Below are 16,113 nucleotides of genomic sequence, written 5' to 3' on the forward strand. Positions count from 1 at the left end.
CGGATATCGTCCCTCAACACCCAACTTTCAATTCAAGGCTCTCAAATCACGCCGAGATCCTTGCCCGCCTTCACAAACGCTTCGATGCCCTTGTCGAGCTGCTCGCGGGTGTGGGCGGCGCTGATCTGGGTGCGGATGCGGGCGGTGCCCTGCGGGACCACCGGGTAGAAGAAACCCACGGCATAGACACCGTTGTCCAAAAGCTTCTCGGAGAATTTCTGCGACAACGCGGCGTCGCCCAGCATCACCGGCGAGATCGGGTGATCCTTGCCCGCGATGGTGAAGCCGGTGCTGGCCATCGCCTCGCGGAAGTAGCGGGCGTTGTCCTTCACTCGGTCGGCGAACTCGGTGGACGCTTCGAGCATCTCGAACACGGCGAGCGAGGCGGCGACGATCGGCGGCGCGATGGTGTTCGAGAACAGATACGGGCGGGAGCGCTGGCGAAGCAGGTCGATGATTTCCTTCTTGCCGGAGGTGTAGCCGCCGGATGCACCGCCGAGTGCCTTGCCGAGCGTGCCGGTGGTGAGATCGATCTTGCCGAAGAGTCCGCAGTGTTCGTGCGTGCCACGGCCGCGTTCACCGAGGAAGCCGGTGGAATGGCAATCGTCGAAGTGGACGATGGCGCCGTACTTCGCGGCCAGTTCATGCACCTTGTCGAGCTGGGCGATGATGCCATCCATCGAGAAGACACCATCGGTGGTGATGAGCTTGAAGCGCGCGCCGGCGGCATCGGCTTCCTGGAGCTTGGCTTCGAGGTCGGCCATGTCGTTGTTGGCGTAGCGGAAGCGCTTCGCCTTGCAGAGGCGTACGCCATCGATGATCGAGGCGTGGTTGAGCGAGTCGGAGATCACCGCGTCTTCCGGGCCGAGCACGACCTCGAAGAGTCCGCCGTTCGCATCGAAGCAGGACGGATAGAGAATGGTGTCCTCGGTGCCGAGGAAGGAGGAGATTTTTTCCTCAAGCTGCTTGTGCAGGGTCTGGGTGCCGCAGATGAAGCGGACGGAGGCCATGCCAAATCCCCAGCGGTCCAGCGATGCCTTGGCGGCTTCCACGACCTGCGGATGGTCGGCGAGTCCCAGGTAGTTGTTCGCGCACATGTTGATGACCGTGCGGCCGTCCTTGAGGCGGACGGTGGAGTTCTGGGTGGAGTCGATGAGACGCTCGCGCTTGTAGAGACCCGCGTGGTCGATCTCGGCGAGGGTTTGCTGGAGATGGGAAACGAAGCTGTCCGGAAACATGACGGGCCGAGGATGAACCACGAAGCCCGCCCGATGACACGAATTTTTTCCATCCGGCGGGGATTCCGGTTGGCTGCAACCTGTTCAGGGCGGAGGAGTTTCTCCTTCAGCCTCCGGGCGTCGCGGAACCGGAGCATTCGGGTGCGGCTTGGAAGGAGCCGCTTTTTTCTTCGGCTCCGGGACGGGGGCATCGTGGGATTTGTGGCGGGGAAGATTGGCCAGAGGAAGTCCGGCTTCGATCGCGGGCAGGGGGGAGTGACGCAGTCGTGAGTGACCGTCGTCCGGCAGATGCAGGGGTGCCCGAATGGTGGACTGGGCCGCACCGAGATTCAGAATGATCGCCGTGAGAAAGGCGGCGGAGATCGTCATGCACGCGAGCGGGAACCACCAGTATTCCGAATCCTGCATGAAGCGGGAGGAGAGGTTGAACGTCACCCAGCCCAGCCACCAGTGCATCACCAGGCCCTTGATGCTTTTCCGGTCGGTGTGGCGGTAGGTGACCTGGATGATCTCCCGCATCGCGAGGCAGGGACCGGCGAGGTTGTAGAAGGGAATGAAATAGGATCCCACCGCCATCCCGGGCTTGGTGTCCATCCGCTCCAGACGCCAGGCATTGGATGAACAACGATAGGTCCACATCAGGAAGGTGATCACCGTGCCGATGAACGTCAGTCCGGTGCCCACGGCCGGAAGTTCGGACTGTGCCGCATCCTCCATGTAGAGACCGGACATCCCGGCTTCCATCCACCCGAATACGATCCGGCAGAATGCATAGAGCCAGAGGAAACCCACCGCCAGCCATCCGAGCGTGCGGGGATCCTGCAACTCCTGTCCATCCGCCCGCAATATCGCTCCGGTCGGAGCGTCGGTGGTGGCCGGAGCGGCGTAGGGATTGTCCGGGAGTTCGGCCATGCTCCTTCAGCATGGCCGAAAAGGTTGGAAGCCGCACGCGCTATTCGATCCGGCCGCGGGTTTGGCCTTCGCCGCGGATACGGTATTGGTAGCTCGTCAGCTCGCGCAGCCCCATCGGTCCACGGGCGTGGAGTTTGTCCGTGGAAATGCCGATTTCCGCGCCGAAGCCGAACTCGCCGCCATCCGCAAAACGGGTGGAGACATTGTGGAAGACGCAGGCGGAATCGACTTCGCTCAGGAAACGCTCCGCTGCGATCTGGTCGGCGGTGACGATGCAATCGCTGTGATGCGAGCCGTACTTGTTGATGTGGGCCACGGCTTCATCGAGCGACGCCACCACCTTGATCGAAAGGATCAGGTCGAGGTATTCCGTGCTCCAGTCTTCCTCGGTGGCGTGCGCCACTCCGATGATCGCGGCAGTGCGGGCACAGCCGCGCAACTCGACACCTTTCGCACGCAGCGTCTCTGCAACCTTCGGGAGGAAGGTGGGCGCGATGGTTTCGTGGACGAGCAGGGTTTCCAGCGCGTTGCAGACGCCGGGCTTGTGGGTCTTCGCATCCACGGTCAGGTGAACCCCCATATCGAGATCCGCCGCGGGATCGATGTAGAGATGGCAGATGCCGTCGTAGTGCTTGATGACGGGCATGCGTGCCAGCGAGACCACGGTCTCAATGAGGCCCTTGCCGCCGCGGGGGATGATCAGGTCCAGCCACTTGTCCATGCCCGCGAGGATGCCAACGCTCTCGCGGTCGGTGAAGGGGATGAGCTGGATCGCATGCTCGGGCAATCCGGCATGCTCGCCTCCGGCCTGGAGTGCGTTGGCGATGGCTTGGTTGGAATGAAGCGCTTCGCTGCCGCCGCGCAGGATGGTGGCATTGCCGGTCTTGAAGCACAGCACCGCTGCGTCCGCGGTCACATTGGGACGGCTTTCGTAAATGATGCCGATGGTGCCGATGGGCACGCGGATCTGCTCGATGCGGATGCCGTTGGGGCGGGTCCAGGAATCGAGCACCTCGCCGACGGGGTCAGGCAGCGAGGCCACCTGGTCGATGCCGGCGGCCATCGCTTCGATGCGAGCGTCATCAAGCTTCAGGCGGTCGAGCATCGCCTTGGACAGACCCTTGGCTTCACCGGCTTCGAGGTCCACAGTGTTCGCGGCGATCAGTTCCGGCGCGCGCAGGCGCAGTTCACCCGCCATCGCGTGAAGGATGCGGTTCTTCGCCTCCGATGGCAGCAGGGCCAGGCGGTGCGCGGCGGCACGGGCTTGTTGGCCCATCTGGTGGATCGTCTGGCGGAGCGCTTCGGACATGGCGGGAGTAAACGGCGGATTTGGAAAAACCCAACCCCGAATCCGCGATCAAGGCTGGCGTGGAAAATCAGAGCTTCGGCAGGAAACGGGTCGAGAGACCGTTGCCCGCGAGGATTCCGGCCAAACGCTCCGGATGACGGCCGTGGGCGATGTGGGTCTCGATGCCGTTTTCCACCGCGAGGCGGACGGCGGCGAGCTTCGAGGCCATGCCACCGATTGAGAACTTGCCGCGGTCATCGCGAACGTGGCCCAGCACGTCGTCAATGTCCGCCACTTCCGGCACCACTTCGCTGGTCTGCGGATGTAGCAGACCGTCCACGCTGGTGAGCAGCACCAGACGCCTCGCTCCGGCGAGCACCGAAACGCGGGCGGACAGCATGTCGTTGTCGCCGAATTTCAGCTCTTCCACCGCCACCGAGTCGTTCTCGTTGATGATCGGCAGAATGCGCTTTTCCGCCAGCAGGCGTCGCAGTGTGTCGGATACGTAAGCCGCACGCTCCGGAGTGGAGAGATCGCCCGCGGTCAGCAGCACCTGGGCGACGGTGATGTCGAAGTTCGCGAACAGGCTGCCGTAAACGTGCATCAGGCGGGCCTGACCCACCGCCGCGCAAGCCTGGCGGGTGGCGGTATCGGACGGGTAGGCATCCAGTCCCAGCGCGGAAACACCGGAGCCGACGGCACCGGAGGACACCAGCAGGCAGCGGTGACCGGCATCGATCAATCCGGCGATGCCAGCGACGAAGTGGACCAACTGGGCGCGGTCGAGCGTGCCATCGGACGATTTCGTCAGTACGCCGGTACCGGCCTTGAGAACGGTGAGATCGGGAAGCAGGGAAGACATGGCAATAGAGGGAAATCAGCGGTGCCGTCCGAGATACTTCTCGGGAGACAGAGCGGGTATGGGGGATTTGGTGAAATCCTTGAGATTGCGGGTAATGATGAAATCCGCTTTGCAGGCTGTTGCCGCGGCGGCCTGAAGGGCATCTTCGAAGTCCTTGAAGTCCCATTGGAGCGCCAGTTTGGCATGGGCCTGTCCCGTTTCGGAAATACGTGCCCAATCGAGAAGGCCTCCGACTACCGCGGACACCTTCTTTTTGTCCTCTCTGGCAACGAAGTATGCCAACGTGGCCAAGGTGTGCCAGGCAATCCACCCTTCGTCAGGACCGGAACAACGTCTGATAATCTCAGCGGAAGTTTCCCTGCCAGCGCGATCGAGGAGGACATCGAGGAGGATGTTGAGATCGACAAGCAGGCGCACGGTTCAGCGGACGTGTTTGGCGATGATGTGTTCCATCCGGTCGTCACCCATTGCCTCGGGCTCGGAAAGGGCACCGCGGAAATGATCCACCCAGGCGGTGGCTGCTCCGGGAGTTTCCCGTGAAAGCAAGTCGATGACGGCGGCACGAACCACGGCGGATTTTGAATCGTGCCGTTCCCGGGCCAAGGCCTCCAGGCGGTCATCAAGTTCATCCGGAATTTTCAAGGTGATCGTCCTCACGAGTCGAGAGTAATACCGAAGGTTGAAAAAGCAATACCGGGATGGGGGATTACTTCGCGTGCTGCAGCGCCTCACTCACGGCGGGGAATATCTGCTTCTTGCGGCTGACCACTCCGGGTGCATCGAAGAGCGTCTCGTCCACCGGTGCGAACGGCAGCTTGGCGAGGATGTCCGGATCACCCGCGGCGAGGATGATGCTGTGGTGGCGGGAGACATCCGTCACTGCGAGCACGGCGAGGTTGTAGCCATTGCTGATTACGAGCTGGCGCAGGGCCGTTTCGACTTCCTCACGGCGCGGGCCGAAGCCGTGCAGACCGCGTTCCTCAACCTGGGAGATGCTGACCTTGTGGCCGTCATCGGTGAACTCCTTGCGGTCCGCGTTGAGGATTTCCCCCGCGGTGCCGGTGGCGATCAGCGAACCGACGGCGAAGAACTGCTCGGTGAAGGTCTCGGCCTCGATTCCGGCGATGCCGGTGAGCCATTTCAGCATCTCGCGGTCGAGATCGGTGGTGGTCGGGCCGGTGAGGCAGAGGGTATCGGAAATGATGCCCGCACTGAGGCACATGGCCACGCCGGATTCAGGTGCCAGTCCGCGGTGGACGAACTTGCGCGCGACCAGAGTGGAGGTGGAACCGACCGGTTCGTTGAGATAGCGGATCGGCTCTCGGGATACGAGATCGCCCGCGAGGCGGTGGTGGTCGATTACCTCCACGACTTCCGCTTCCTCCACGCCATTGACGGCCTGGGCGTATTCGTTGTGGTCCACCAGCGCCACGCGCAGGCGCGGCGGATCGACGAGGTCGGACTTCGAGATCACGCCCTTCATCGTGCCTTCGCGCGGGTCGATCACCGGGAAAAGATCCTGGTCTTCCGAGGCGAGGCGCTTGCGCAGCCGGGACATCGGCTCGGACGGCACCACGGTGATGAACTTCGTTTCCATCACATGGCGCACCGTGCGCGAGCAACGGATGAGCGTGGAGCAACTCGCCGTGTCGTGATGGCAGGTCAGCACGACCACACCCTTTTCGGCGGCGAGTTTGGTCAGCGCTGGATCGATGAGGTTGTCCCCGGTCACCAGCAAGGCGCGGGCACCGGCTTCGATAGCGTAGCGCTGGACGATCGGGCGATCGCCGCAGATGACCAGCACACGCCCGATGCGGCCTTCCTTGGCCGCGCTTTTCAGGCGGGCGTTGACCGAATTCTGCGACGAGGCGCCGACGAGGAGGATGATGTCTTCCTCGTCTTCTCCTGAGATCGGCGCGCCGAGTGATTCGGCACCGAGGGTGTCCGCGATCTTCAGGAACGAAGCGCGTACCGTGCGGAAGGCCATTTCCTGGGCTTCGTTCGGCAGCAGCAGTTCCAGCAGGTCGATATAGCGCAGGATACCATGGACGTGGCCGGTGGCGTCCGTGACCGGCACGCAGCGCACGCCGCTGGAAAGCATCCGGCGATAGGCGATGAGGAAGGTGTCGGACAGGTCCGCCTGGATGACCTCGCGGCGGCAGATCATGCCCGCGGTGGTGCGCACGTCGGTCACCAGCTCCGGAGCTTCCATCCCCGCCTTCTCCAACACCCAGGCCGTGCGTTGCGGTACATCGCCACAGCGCGCCGCGGTTGCGTCTTCCTCACCGGTGGCACGCAGCAGGGCGGCGTGGCCGATGGCGGAACAGATCGCGTCCGTGTCGGGATTCTTGTGGCCGATCACATAGAACGGCAGTCGGGTGCGGTCGGACATGACTTGGGGCAATGAGCAGTGGAGCGGGAACGCCTCACATGCGCTCCGGCACCTTGATCCCGAGCAGGCCGAGACCGGTGGAGAGCACGCGGGAGGTCAGATCGCACAAGGCGAGACGGCTGGAACGGACGGGTTCGTCCGCCTTCAGCACCGGACAGGCTTCGAAGAACGAGTGGAACGCGCGGGCGAGTTCCAGCAGGTAGTTTGCGAGAAGATTCGGGCGATGGTCGTCGATCACCGTCGGCAACACCTCGGCGAAACGAACAATCAGGCGGGCAAGATGGATCTCCGCCTCCTCGCCGAGTACGATGGATGCCGTAGCAACATCGAACGGCGTCTCCAGCTTGCGGAAGATCGAGCGGATGCGGACGTTGCTGTATTGCAGATACGGAGCGGTATCGCCCTGGAGCGCAAGCATGCGGTCCCAGGAGAACACGTAGTCGGTGAGACGGTTCTGCGAGAGCTCCGCGAACTTCACCGCGCCGATGCCGACGGTCTCCGCGATTTGCGCGGCTTCGTCCGCAGGGATCTCCGGATTCTTTTCCGCGATGGCTTTGGCGGCGCGCTCGACGGCCTCCTCCAGCACGTCGATGAGCTGCACGTTGTCGCCCGAGCGGGTCTTCATCAGCTTGCGGTCCTCGCCGAGGATCGAGCCGAAGGCCACGTGGCGGTAGTCGCAGTGTTTGCCCCAGCGTTCCGCCGCATCGAAGATCTGCCGGAAGTGCAGCGACTGCGGCACGCCGACGACGTACCAGATGTGGTCCGCCTTCCAGGTGTCGGTGCGGTATTCCAGCGTGGCGAGGTCGGTGGTGGCGTAGAGGAAGCCGCCGTCCGCCTTGCGGATGATCGCGGGATTGTCCGTCCAGCCGTCTTCCTTGTGAACGCGGAAGGGGTCCTGCTCGTCCGGCAGTTTGCCGGAGGCGAAGATGCACGTCGCGCCATCGCTGACGCGGGCAATGTCCCTGGCCACGAATTCTTCCACGAGGCCGGGGAGGCGGTCGTTGTAGAAACTTTCGCCCAGCCAGTGGTCGAAGGTGACGTCGAGGCGGTCGTAGATTTTCTGAAGGCCCTGCTTCGAGACCTCGATGCACTGGTGCCAGATGGAGGTGTTCTGTTCGTCACCGGCCTGGAGCTTCACCAGTTCCAGCTTGCAGGCATCGAGCACCGTGGGATCGGCCTTGATGAGGGAGTTCACCTCGCGATAGACGCGCAGGAGTTCGGCGATCGGATCGGTGACGATCGCGGCATTGTCCAACAGGTTCTTCCACCCGTAGAGGATCATGCCGAACTGCGTGCCCCAGTCGCCGATGTGGTTGTCGGTGATGACATTGAAACCGAGGAAGCGCGCAATGCGGGAAAGCGAGTCGCCAATGATGGTGGAGCGGATGTGGCCCACGTGCATTGGTTTCGCTACGTTCGGTGCGGAGAAATCGACGACGACGGTTCGGCCTGCACCGACATCCGGCACGCCGAGCTTGGCATCGCCCAGCAGGCGGGTGACCGCCGCGGCATAGGCTCCGGGGAGGATGCGGAAATTGAGGAAGCCGGGGCCGGCGATCTCGGCAGTGGCCAGGCCGGCCAGATCCACGCGGTCGATGATCTCCTGGGCGAGGGCGCGCGGATTCGTCTTGCGCTGCTTCGCCAGCACCATCGCGGCATTCGACTGGTAGTCGCCGAATCGCAGGTCGGTGGCGGCGGTCACGGGCGTGGCGGCGGACTCGCCGATCACGGACGCGACGGCGGCGGAGAGGCGGGATTCGAGGTCCTGCTGGAAGGTCATGGCGATGGATCGCGCGGAGGATCAGTTCCCGGGCGCGGGCACACGGGACGATTTTGGATCGAGGATGGCGAGAATTTCCTCACGGGAATCCGCGGCCGCGATCTGTCGGCGGATTTCGCCGTTGGTGAACATCTTGGCGATTGCCGCCAGTGTCCGCAGGTGCAGGTGGTAGTCCTTCCGCGGCACGATGAAGAGGAACACGAAATGGACGGGAGCTCCGTCCAGCGCCTCGAAATCGATGCCCTCCTTCGAGCGACCCAGCACGGCGATCACCCGGTCCACATGATCTGAGAAGGCGTGGGGGATGGCCACGCCGGAACCGATGCCCGTGCTCACCAGTTCCTCCCGCACTTTCAGGGACTCCAGGACCTCGTCATAGAGGGCGTGGTCGAGGTGCCCGGAATCCCGCAGGTGATCCACCAACTCCACGATCGAGGGCCAATGATCCCCCGCCCGCATTTCGGGCAGGATCTGATCGGCGCTGATGAGGTGGCTCAATTTCATGAAAGAGCGGGGGAAATCGGGTGGGGATGCGTTTGGGAGGTCGGCGATTACCGATGTGATCCGGGCTTGGCAAGCCCATTCGCGGGGCGGGGAAGATGCTGGTTTGTAGAGGTGTTTGCAACTTGCAGATCTCCGGGGCGCTTGGCTAGCGTCCGGCATGGTTCGTACCGTCTGCCGTTTGCTTGCCTTGGTGTCCGCATGCACCCTGCTCACTCACTGTGGAGCCCCGCTGGGTACCGGCAACATGGGAGGACCGACCCAGGAGGAGCGGTCCGCGAAGATTGCCGCCGAGCCGTCCGGGGATTTCTTCTACGGCCGCCGCTATTACGTGCAGAAGACCCGCTTCTGGGGCTACCTGCGGAAGCCGCACGAATCCTGGAACCGCGCGAAGCTGGTGGTTTTCAATGAATCCCAAAAGACCAATCCGGACCGTTTTCCGGAAAACGGCCCTGCGGGCCAACGTTACGGCTTCGACAACAACTTCGACTACCGCATCCGGGGCAATTACACCGGCCGCCAGATCTACGAGCCCAACAGCAACCAGATCCTGCCTGAGTTCAAACTCACCAGCTATGAGGTGGTCGATCAGAATCCGGGCTGGCTCTTCCGGCCGGATGACCGCTATGATCCCACGAGGATCACCCTGACTCCACGTTGATCGGGCTGACGACGTTTTCTCCCCCGAACGTTCCGCTGCCATGGAAATCCGCTCCTACCCCCGCCCCCCGAAGGAGGCAACCGGCGTCAAACTGCCGGAGGAGGCTCCCAGGATCATGGACTCTCCAGGCAGGGGGCGTGAGAGGATTCTCCGGCGGCGCAAGGTGCGGAAGGAGAGCCGGGCCAAGCTGCTGATGGTGAGGACCATCGCCTTCGGGACCCTGACCGGCGTGGGGCTGATCCTGTTCGTGATCATTGGCATCCTTCGCACGAAGGACGATGGGGGCGAAGGTTGGAAGGACCCGAACGCTTCCCGCTACCAGGTTTACAGCGGAGCGAAAAAAGCACGGGAGTTTCCCTCTCCATCCAGCGAGGAAGTGGTCGCGACGGTCCGCAAGGTGCTGGCGATGCGGAACGCCGGTGACTTCCGTGATCTGGTGCGCCTGAAAGGCATGAGCGAGGCGGAGGCCGTGGACTTCCTCACCCGCCTGACGGCGAAGATGGGAAAAATCACCCAGGTCACCTGGCAGAGCGCCGACACCGTCAATGGCCTGCAGTTGGAAAGCGCCCTCGTGGAATTCGCGAATGGAATGCCGAGGGTGGCCTACCTGACGCCGGATGGCGCGGGGACGTGGCAGATGGATCTCGCTTCCTTTGCGAGCCATGGTTCGGTGAACTGGGATGAACTTTATGCGGGGGGTGCCCGAACTGCGGAGCTGCGGGCGGTGGCAAACAAGGACAGCTATTACAACGGATCGTATACGGACGAGAGCACGTGGTCCGCTTATTTGCTGAGCCGCCCGGATGAGGAGCGGGCGTTCATCGGCTACTGCAAAAAAGGTGGCTCCGCCGACAGAGCCTTCGAGCGTGTCTTGAGGGAAAAGAGAGTTTTCCCGGTGGTGGTCCAGATTTCCAAGACCACCGGAGAGAACAGCCGCCAAGTGGAGATCCTGTCCGTGCTGGCCGAGGGATGGGTGCTCACGAACACACCCTTCGACGAGGCTTTCCTTTCGGAAGCCCCGCCGGAGGGAAAGTAGCGGCTGCCGGAATCAGCCGGCGTAGGAAGATTCCACGCGCTGGGCCACGTCACGGTAGCCGTAGTCCACTTCGTAGATCTGCTTGAAGCATTCGAGCGCGGAGGGCAGGTCGCCCATCTCGGTGTGGATCACACCCTTCTCGTAGAGGACTTCCTTCTTGGTATTGTCCATCGCGTGCAGGTCGGCGAGGGCATCGCTGAGCTGCTTGATGGCCAGGTCGAACATGTGCTTCGCCTTGAAGGTGCGGCCCAGCAGCAGCAGCACCTTGGTGCGGATGTGCGGGTTGCGGGTGGCCTGCTGGAGGTGGGGGATGGCGGAGGTGTAGTCGCCGGTGTTGTAGAGTGCGTTGCCGAGGTCGTAGCGGAGCTGCGGGTCGGTCGGGTTCTGCTCGACGCGGCGCTTGGCCTCCTCGACCTGTTCGGCGAGACGGGCGGCCTTGCGCTCCTGTAGCTGGGCCTGGAGGTCCGCATTGCCGGGGTCCTGGGCGGCAGCTTCTTCCAAGGAGCGCATGTGGGCCTCGTTGGCCCGGTCGTTCATTTGGGAAGCCTTGTTCTGAAGCGCCACGTCACCGTTGCTGAGGGTGTGGGCCCAGGAATAAAAGGCATGGGCGTTGGCCCAGTCTTCAAGCTGCTCGTAAACGCCGGCCAGTTCCTTGACGGTGCCGAGGTGGTTGGTGTCTTCGTTGTACTTGAGGACGATCTTGTCGCGGCGTTCTTCGAGCTGGTCACGGGTCAGGCCGGTACGGGCGGCCTTTTCCATTTCCTCGAATTGGGCCTGGTCGCGCATGAGGTCGCGCATGCTGGAATTTTCGTCCCACTTCGCCTTCTGCATGGAAGCGCGGGCGGCACAGTCTTTGGCACCCTTGACGGCCTCCGAGTCGGTGGGGGCGATCTTGAGAATGTCACTATAGACCTCGCCGGCCTGCTGCGGCATGTCCCGGCTGAGATAGTGCTGGGCGAGCTTGTGAAGGAGCTTCGGAGTTTCCGGAGGACCCTTGCGCACCGTTTCCAGTGCGAAGGCGGCGCTGTCCGGCATCTCCATTTTCATGAAGCATTCGAACAGGAGATCGTTGGCACCCTCGTTGAGAGGATCCTTTTCCAGTTCCTTCTCCAGAGCCACGACGGTGCCGGCCGGATCTTTCTTCACTCCACCCGAGTACTTCATCGCGCTGAAACCACCGCCGCCGAAGAGGCCGCCTTTCTTTTTCGCGCCGCCGGTGTTCTGGATCTCCACCTTGCGGAGCACTTTGCGACCATCGAGGAATTCAGGCAGATCCTTGAGAATCGCTTGGAGGATGCTGATCGCGTAGGGAAGATTCTGGGTTTGGATGGCGCTGAGAGCTCGCAACCACAAGGCTTTCTGGGCCTGTGGCAGATCCTTTTCAGTGATTTCAGGCATGGCTGGCTTTTGGATTTAGGAAGGGTTTTCCACCGCACGGACGAGGCTTGGCGTCTGCGGTGCTGGAAAATGAGACGGATATGATGGATTGGCAAGCGCTCCCTTCGTATCCGCAGGTGCGTTTTTTTGGGATTGATGCTCCCGAACCTTCCGGCATCATCGGCGTGCGGGAGCATCCGTGCTCCGCTCCTTCTTTTTCCGCTTTACCGATACCTCATGCCACCTCGTCCCAAGAAATCTTCCGGCCCCCGTCGTTCCAACCGCAGCGGCCCCGGTCCGCGCCGTCCCGGAAAAGAAAACGATGAAAAGGCGGTGGAGGTCGAGGGCGAGATTTCGGCGGTTCTCGCCGGTACCATGTTCCGTGTCCGCATGATCAGCGGACACGAGGTGCTCGCCCACATTTCCGGGAAGATGCGGAAGCGCTTCATCCGTCTCGTGGTCGGGGACAAGGTGAAGATGGAGATGTCTCCGTATGACGTCTCGAAGGCCCGCATCGTTTACCGTCTGGGCTGATCCCGGATCGGATGAGTTTTCCAAACGAAAAAGCCGCGGCAGATGCCGCGGCTTTTTCGTGCTTGGAAATGGACGGGATTACTCCGCCGAATCCGTTTCCTCCATCTCCAAGGCGCTGACAGCTCCGGGCGTCCGGCGTTCCACCACGATCTCGCCCAGCGTCTGGCTCTGCCGGATCATGAACTGGTTCAGCTTCATCAGTTCCAGGACCGCGAGGAAGGTGACAATCACCTCGGCCTTGGTGGTGGCGCTGTCGAAGAGATCCTCGAAGCGCCGTGCCTGTCCGCAGGTGAAATGTCCGAGAAGGAACTCGATCTTGTCCGCTACGGTGTAGCGGTCGTCGACAATATCGCCGAAGTCATGAGCCTCTTCGAACCGCTTCAGGACGTTCTGGAAGGCGCGGATGAGGTCGAAAATGGAGACTTCCGCCAGCGGGGCGGGTGACGTTTCCGTTTCTTTTTCCGGCTTGTCCGCCTGATGGGCGAAGCTGCCCTCCTGCTCGATCTCGCGGAGCGAGAGGAAGCCCGCCGCGTCCTTGAATTTCTTGTACTCGATGAGCTGGCGGATCAGTTCCCAGCGCGGATCGTCCTCCTCCGCATCCTCCTCGGGCGGTTGCTCGGTCCGTGGCAGCAGCGTGCGGCTCTTGATGTACATGAGGTTGGCCGCCATGACGATGAACTCCGAGGCGAGGTCGATGTTCAGCAGCTTGAAGGTATCGATGTAGTCGAGGTACTGCCGGGTGATCCGCTCGATGGAGATCGTATGGATGTCCACCTCGTCCTTTTTGATGAGGTAAAGAAGGAGGTCCAGCGGGCCCTCGAAAATCTCCAGTCTGACCTTGTAGTCGGCGCTTTCCACGGGGCGGTAGGTAGGACATCCCTCCGCCCCCTGCGAGGGAAATTTCGGCTGGCTTGCAAGGGGGGAGGCCGCTTGAATGCCGCCGCCCGGCGGGTCCCCCATGGAAACCGAACAACTCCAGTCCTTCAACGAACGGCTCAGCCAGTGGATTTCCAGCCAGGGCTTCTGGTTCCAGCTCCGCTATTCGATGGCAGGGGGCAGCTATTCATCCGCCACCTACCATTTCCTTCGGCTGATGTTCCGGATCTTCCTGTTCCTGCTGGTGGTGGGACTGGGATGCGGTGTCTATCTGGTCAAGCGGGTGGACATGAAGAATTTCCCGAAACAGCTCGCCGCCGCCATTGGTTCGAAGCTGGACGCTTCGGAAGCGAAGGTGGAGGGCTTCCAGCGCGTGCAGGGGCGTTTCAATGTCCGCAGGCTCAAACTCACCGGAGGGCCCAATGCCTACTATTCATCGGTATTTGCCTCCAATGTCCGCTGCGACATGGGGCTTCTGGATGGCCTCATCGGCACATGGAAACCGGGGCCCGTGTCCGTCACCCGCCTGGATGCGGAAATCCGTGCGGGTGCCGAGGATGCGGCGGAAGCCTCCCGCCATGCGGAATCCTTTCTCAGGGTTTTCCCGTCGTTCGACGTGACATCGGTGGAGGTCGCGGATGCGACGCTGCGCTGGGGCTACTCCGAACACACCCGGGGACGGATTGAAAACAGCCGCCTCACCGCCCAGCGGGTGGCTGAGGGATGGCGTCTGGTGTTCCGTGGAGGCCGGTTCACGCAGAATTGGCTGCGTGGACTGGAAATCGAAAAACTCTCCGTGCTGGCTACGGCTTCCGGCCTGGAGGTGGAGGAAGGGGTGCTGAATGTGAAGCAGCGCGACGATGCGGGCTCCACCGGCACGATCACCTTCAAGGGGGTCACCGTGGGTGCCGGAGACCGGCCGGCTGTTTCCGGCACCGTTCATCTGCAGCGTGTGGATCTGGAAGCGTTGCTGCCGGAGCGCCTCGGAGGATTCATCGAAGGCTCCATCTCCGGGGATTTCAAACTGTCCGGTTCCACCAATTCCCCCGATGGCATCGGCTTCGCCGGACAGGTGGCACTCGATGGCGGGGACATGGTGACGCTCCGCGACCGCCTGCCGCTGCTCAGCGCCCTGACGCATGTGGATGCCTTCAACAATTACCGGAAGGTGCCGTTCACCGAGGGTTCATTCTATTTCAAGTCCGGTGGTAGCAATCTCGATATCCGCGATGTGAAGCTCAAGGCGAAGGCGGACCTCATGACCCTCGTCGGCCGCATGCGCGTTCGTCCGCCCACGGATGCGGAAATGGAAGCCGACTTGAGCCGCAAATCCTCGAAAGAGCTGGCGCCGGTGTTCTCGCGGAATGACGTGGATGAGCATGCGGACGAGGAAGTGGAGCGGGCGGGTGATTCCAAGGCCGCGCCCGCTAAAAGCGCGAACGGTGCGCCGCTGGATACCGGCTATTTCGCCAACGGCGGCCAGGTGCAGTTCGAGGCCAAAACCGTCAGCAAGGGCAAGGAGGCCCTGGCCCGGACCCTTCGCTACGAGGGCGATTTCCAAATCACCATCCAAGGTGATTCCTTCGCCCGTGCGCCGGAATTGAAAGCCCTCTATCCTTCGGACCCCGCCACCGGCCGGATCAAGCTGGACGTGCCCCTCAGTGGGACGATCTACGATCTGACCGTGAAGCAGGCCGAGGAGCTCGTTGTGAAGGGGCGGCGGGATTGAGCCGCCGCCACCCGGGATCAGACGCCCGCGGGCAGGCCGAGCGACTGGTAGATTTCACGGGTCGCCCGGCTCTTGTTGAGTGTATAGAAATGGATGCCGTGGACACCGGCATCCAGGAGACCGGCACATTGTTGGGCGGCGTAGTGAATGCCCACCCGCTCCACCGCTTCCGGCCCGTTCGCACGATCCAGGGCGCGCAGCAGGGCTGCGGGGAAACGGGCTCCCGCAGCCAACTCCGCCATGCGCTTCATGCCTTGGATGGAACTCACCGGCATGATGCCCGCCAGGATCGGAACCCGCACGCCGATCAGGTCGCAGCGGTCGCGGAAGTCCAGGAAGTCGCGGTTGTCGAAGAAGAGCTGGGAGCAGATGTAGTTCGCGCCCTCGTCGATCTTCGCCTTGAGATGGTCCAGTTCGAGGAGGCGGTTGGGTGTGTCCGGATGGCCCTCCGGAAAGCCCGCCACGCCGATGGCGAATCCGCGCGGGTCGGGATGGCGGCCGCTTTCGTTGAATTCCCGGATGAAGCGGACAAGATCCGAGGCATGACGGAAATCGCCCTTCGACCAATCGTAGTCGGGCTGGTCGCGCGGCGGGTCTCCGCGGAGTGCGAGGATCGCCGTGACTCCGGCGGCGGCGTAACGTGCCAGCAGCGCGTCGATCTCCGCACGGGTGTGACCCACGCAGGTAAGGTGCGGCACCGGAGGGATGTCCGTGGTTTCCTTGATCCGGACCACCAGATCATGAGTCAACTCGCGGGTGCCTCCACCCGCGCCATAGGTCACGGAGACGAAGGTGGGATTGAGCGGTTCCAGCTCGCGGATCGTCTGATAGAGATCCTCGGATGACCCTGGCGTGCGTGGCGGGAAGAACTCGAACGAGAAACCGGGGCGGCGGGTGGCGAGCAGGTCGAGAAGATGCATCGGGTGG

Annotated in this window: 16 protein-coding genes; 4 read left to right on the forward strand and 12 right to left on the reverse strand. The window is 62.6% G+C overall.

Translation table 11 applies throughout. The annotated features are described in order from the left end of the window. Positions 1-41: 41 nt before the first annotated feature. The 9 genes from kbl to KBB96_RS00595 form a co-directional block, all read right to left on the reverse strand. The gene (kbl, locus tag KBB96_RS00555; RefSeq protein ID WP_211631543.1) at positions 42-1,238 is read right to left on the reverse strand and encodes a glycine C-acetyltransferase; all 1,197 of its coding nucleotides are present in this window, start codon (positions 1,236-1,238) and stop codon (positions 42-44) included. Positions 1,239-1,322: 84 nt separating this feature from the next. Further along, positions 1,323-2,150 (reverse strand): DUF4328 domain-containing protein, encoded by an 828-nt coding sequence (locus KBB96_RS00560; RefSeq protein WP_211631544.1) that lies wholly within the window; start codon positions 2,148-2,150, stop codon positions 1,323-1,325. Positions 2,151-2,190: 40 nt separating this feature from the next. After that, on the reverse strand, positions 2,191-3,459 hold the full coding sequence (locus KBB96_RS00565) for a glutamate-5-semialdehyde dehydrogenase (protein WP_211631545.1): 1,269 nt from the start codon (positions 3,457-3,459) through the stop codon (positions 2,191-2,193). A 67-nt stretch (positions 3,460-3,526) separates the two neighbouring features. Next, on the reverse strand, positions 3,527-4,300 hold the full coding sequence (gene proB, locus KBB96_RS00570; RefSeq protein WP_211631546.1) for a glutamate 5-kinase: 774 nt from the start codon (positions 4,298-4,300) through the stop codon (positions 3,527-3,529). 15 nt (positions 4,301-4,315) lie between these two features. After that, a complete protein-coding gene (locus tag KBB96_RS00575) occupies positions 4,316-4,717 on the reverse strand; it encodes a PIN domain-containing protein (protein ID WP_211631547.1) in 402 nt (133 codons plus the stop codon). Between the two features lie 3 nt (positions 4,718-4,720). Beyond that, the gene (locus KBB96_RS00580; protein WP_211631548.1) at positions 4,721-4,957 is read right to left on the reverse strand and encodes a ribbon-helix-helix protein, CopG family; all 237 of its coding nucleotides are present in this window, start codon (positions 4,955-4,957) and stop codon (positions 4,721-4,723) included. Between the two features lie 49 nt (positions 4,958-5,006). Next, positions 5,007-6,692, reverse strand: a complete 1,686-nt coding sequence (locus KBB96_RS00585; RefSeq protein ID WP_211631549.1) for a putative manganese-dependent inorganic diphosphatase — start codon at positions 6,690-6,692, stop codon at positions 5,007-5,009. Between the two features lie 34 nt (positions 6,693-6,726). Next, complete coding sequence (gene argS, locus KBB96_RS00590) at positions 6,727-8,472, reverse strand: arginine--tRNA ligase (RefSeq protein ID WP_211631550.1); 1,746 nt, start codon at positions 8,470-8,472, stop codon at positions 6,727-6,729. 21 nt (positions 8,473-8,493) lie between these two features. Continuing rightward, positions 8,494-8,976 carry a PTS sugar transporter subunit IIA gene (locus KBB96_RS00595; protein ID WP_211631551.1) on the reverse strand — a complete coding sequence of 161 codons (483 nt, stop codon included), beginning with the start codon at positions 8,974-8,976 and terminating at the stop codon, positions 8,494-8,496. 190 nt (positions 8,977-9,166) lie between these two features. Here KBB96_RS00595 and KBB96_RS00600 point away from each other — a divergent pair, with 190 nt between their 5' ends. Beyond that, on the forward strand, positions 9,167-9,634 hold the full coding sequence (locus KBB96_RS00600; RefSeq protein WP_226373604.1) for a hypothetical protein: 468 nt from the start codon (positions 9,167-9,169) through the stop codon (positions 9,632-9,634). 40 nt (positions 9,635-9,674) lie between these two features. Continuing rightward, on the forward strand, positions 9,675-10,670 hold the full coding sequence (locus KBB96_RS00605) for a hypothetical protein (RefSeq protein ID WP_211631552.1): 996 nt from the start codon (positions 9,675-9,677) through the stop codon (positions 10,668-10,670). A 12-nt stretch (positions 10,671-10,682) separates the two neighbouring features. Here KBB96_RS00605 and KBB96_RS00610 read toward each other — a convergent pair whose 3' ends face one another. Beyond that, positions 10,683-12,068, reverse strand: a complete 1,386-nt coding sequence (locus KBB96_RS00610) for a tetratricopeptide repeat protein (RefSeq protein WP_226373605.1) — start codon at positions 12,066-12,068, stop codon at positions 10,683-10,685. 216 nt (positions 12,069-12,284) lie between these two features. Between KBB96_RS00610 and infA the strand changes: the two genes are divergently transcribed. Further along, positions 12,285-12,581 (forward strand): translation initiation factor IF-1, encoded by a 297-nt coding sequence (infA, locus tag KBB96_RS00615; protein WP_211631553.1) that lies wholly within the window; start codon positions 12,285-12,287, stop codon positions 12,579-12,581. A gap of 78 nt (positions 12,582-12,659) precedes the next feature. Here the strand turns inward: infA and KBB96_RS00620 are convergent, their stop codons facing one another. Next, positions 12,660-13,439 (reverse strand): segregation and condensation protein A, encoded by a 780-nt coding sequence (locus KBB96_RS00620; RefSeq protein ID WP_211631554.1) that lies wholly within the window; start codon positions 13,437-13,439, stop codon positions 12,660-12,662. A 100-nt stretch (positions 13,440-13,539) separates the two neighbouring features. Here KBB96_RS00620 and KBB96_RS00625 point away from each other — a divergent pair, with 100 nt between their 5' ends. After that, complete coding sequence (locus KBB96_RS00625; RefSeq protein ID WP_211631555.1) at positions 13,540-15,186, forward strand: AsmA family protein; 1,647 nt, start codon at positions 13,540-13,542, stop codon at positions 15,184-15,186. A 17-nt stretch (positions 15,187-15,203) separates the two neighbouring features. On the opposite strand, the gene metF is transcribed toward KBB96_RS00625, so the two are convergent. Further along, the gene (metF, locus tag KBB96_RS00630; RefSeq protein WP_211631556.1) at positions 15,204-16,106 is read right to left on the reverse strand and encodes a methylenetetrahydrofolate reductase [NAD(P)H]; all 903 of its coding nucleotides are present in this window, start codon (positions 16,104-16,106) and stop codon (positions 15,204-15,206) included. Between the last annotated feature and the right edge of the window lie 7 nt (positions 16,107-16,113).

The organism is Luteolibacter ambystomatis (genome assembly GCF_018137965.1).
GTDB lineage: Bacteria > Verrucomicrobiota > Verrucomicrobiia > Verrucomicrobiales > Akkermansiaceae > Luteolibacter > Luteolibacter ambystomatis.

What these genes read in the sequence shown, in the direction of transcription:
- kbl (WP_211631543.1), bottom strand. Translation starts at nt 1,238, where the DNA reads ATGTTTCCGGACAGCTTCGTTTCCCATCTCCAGCAAACCCTCGCCGAG.
- KBB96_RS00560 (WP_211631544.1), bottom strand. Translation starts at nt 2,150, where the DNA reads ATGGCCGAACTCCCGGACAATCCCTACGCCGCTCCGGCCACCACCGAC.
- KBB96_RS00565 (WP_211631545.1), bottom strand. Translation starts at nt 3,459, where the DNA reads ATGTCCGAAGCGCTCCGCCAGACGATCCACCAGATGGGCCAACAAGCC.
- proB (WP_211631546.1), bottom strand. Translation starts at nt 4,300, where the DNA reads ATGTCTTCCCTGCTTCCCGATCTCACCGTTCTCAAGGCCGGTACCGGC.
- KBB96_RS00585 (WP_211631549.1), bottom strand. Translation starts at nt 6,692, where the DNA reads ATGTCCGACCGCACCCGACTGCCGTTCTATGTGATCGGCCACAAGAAT.
- argS (WP_211631550.1), bottom strand. Translation starts at nt 8,472, where the DNA reads ATGACCTTCCAGCAGGACCTCGAATCCCGCCTCTCCGCCGCCGTCGCG.
- KBB96_RS00595 (WP_211631551.1), bottom strand. Translation starts at nt 8,976, where the DNA reads ATGAAATTGAGCCACCTCATCAGCGCCGATCAGATCCTGCCCGAAATG.
- KBB96_RS00605 (WP_211631552.1), top strand. Translation starts at nt 9,675, where the DNA reads ATGGAAATCCGCTCCTACCCCCGCCCCCCGAAGGAGGCAACCGGCGTC.
- KBB96_RS00610 (WP_226373605.1), bottom strand. Translation starts at nt 12,068, where the DNA reads ATGCCTGAAATCACTGAAAAGGATCTGCCACAGGCCCAGAAAGCCTTG.
- infA (WP_211631553.1), top strand. Translation starts at nt 12,285, where the DNA reads ATGCCACCTCGTCCCAAGAAATCTTCCGGCCCCCGTCGTTCCAACCGC.
- KBB96_RS00625 (WP_211631555.1), top strand. Translation starts at nt 13,540, where the DNA reads ATGGAAACCGAACAACTCCAGTCCTTCAACGAACGGCTCAGCCAGTGG.
- metF (WP_211631556.1), bottom strand. Translation starts at nt 16,106, where the DNA reads ATGCATCTTCTCGACCTGCTCGCCACCCGCCGCCCCGGTTTCTCGTTC.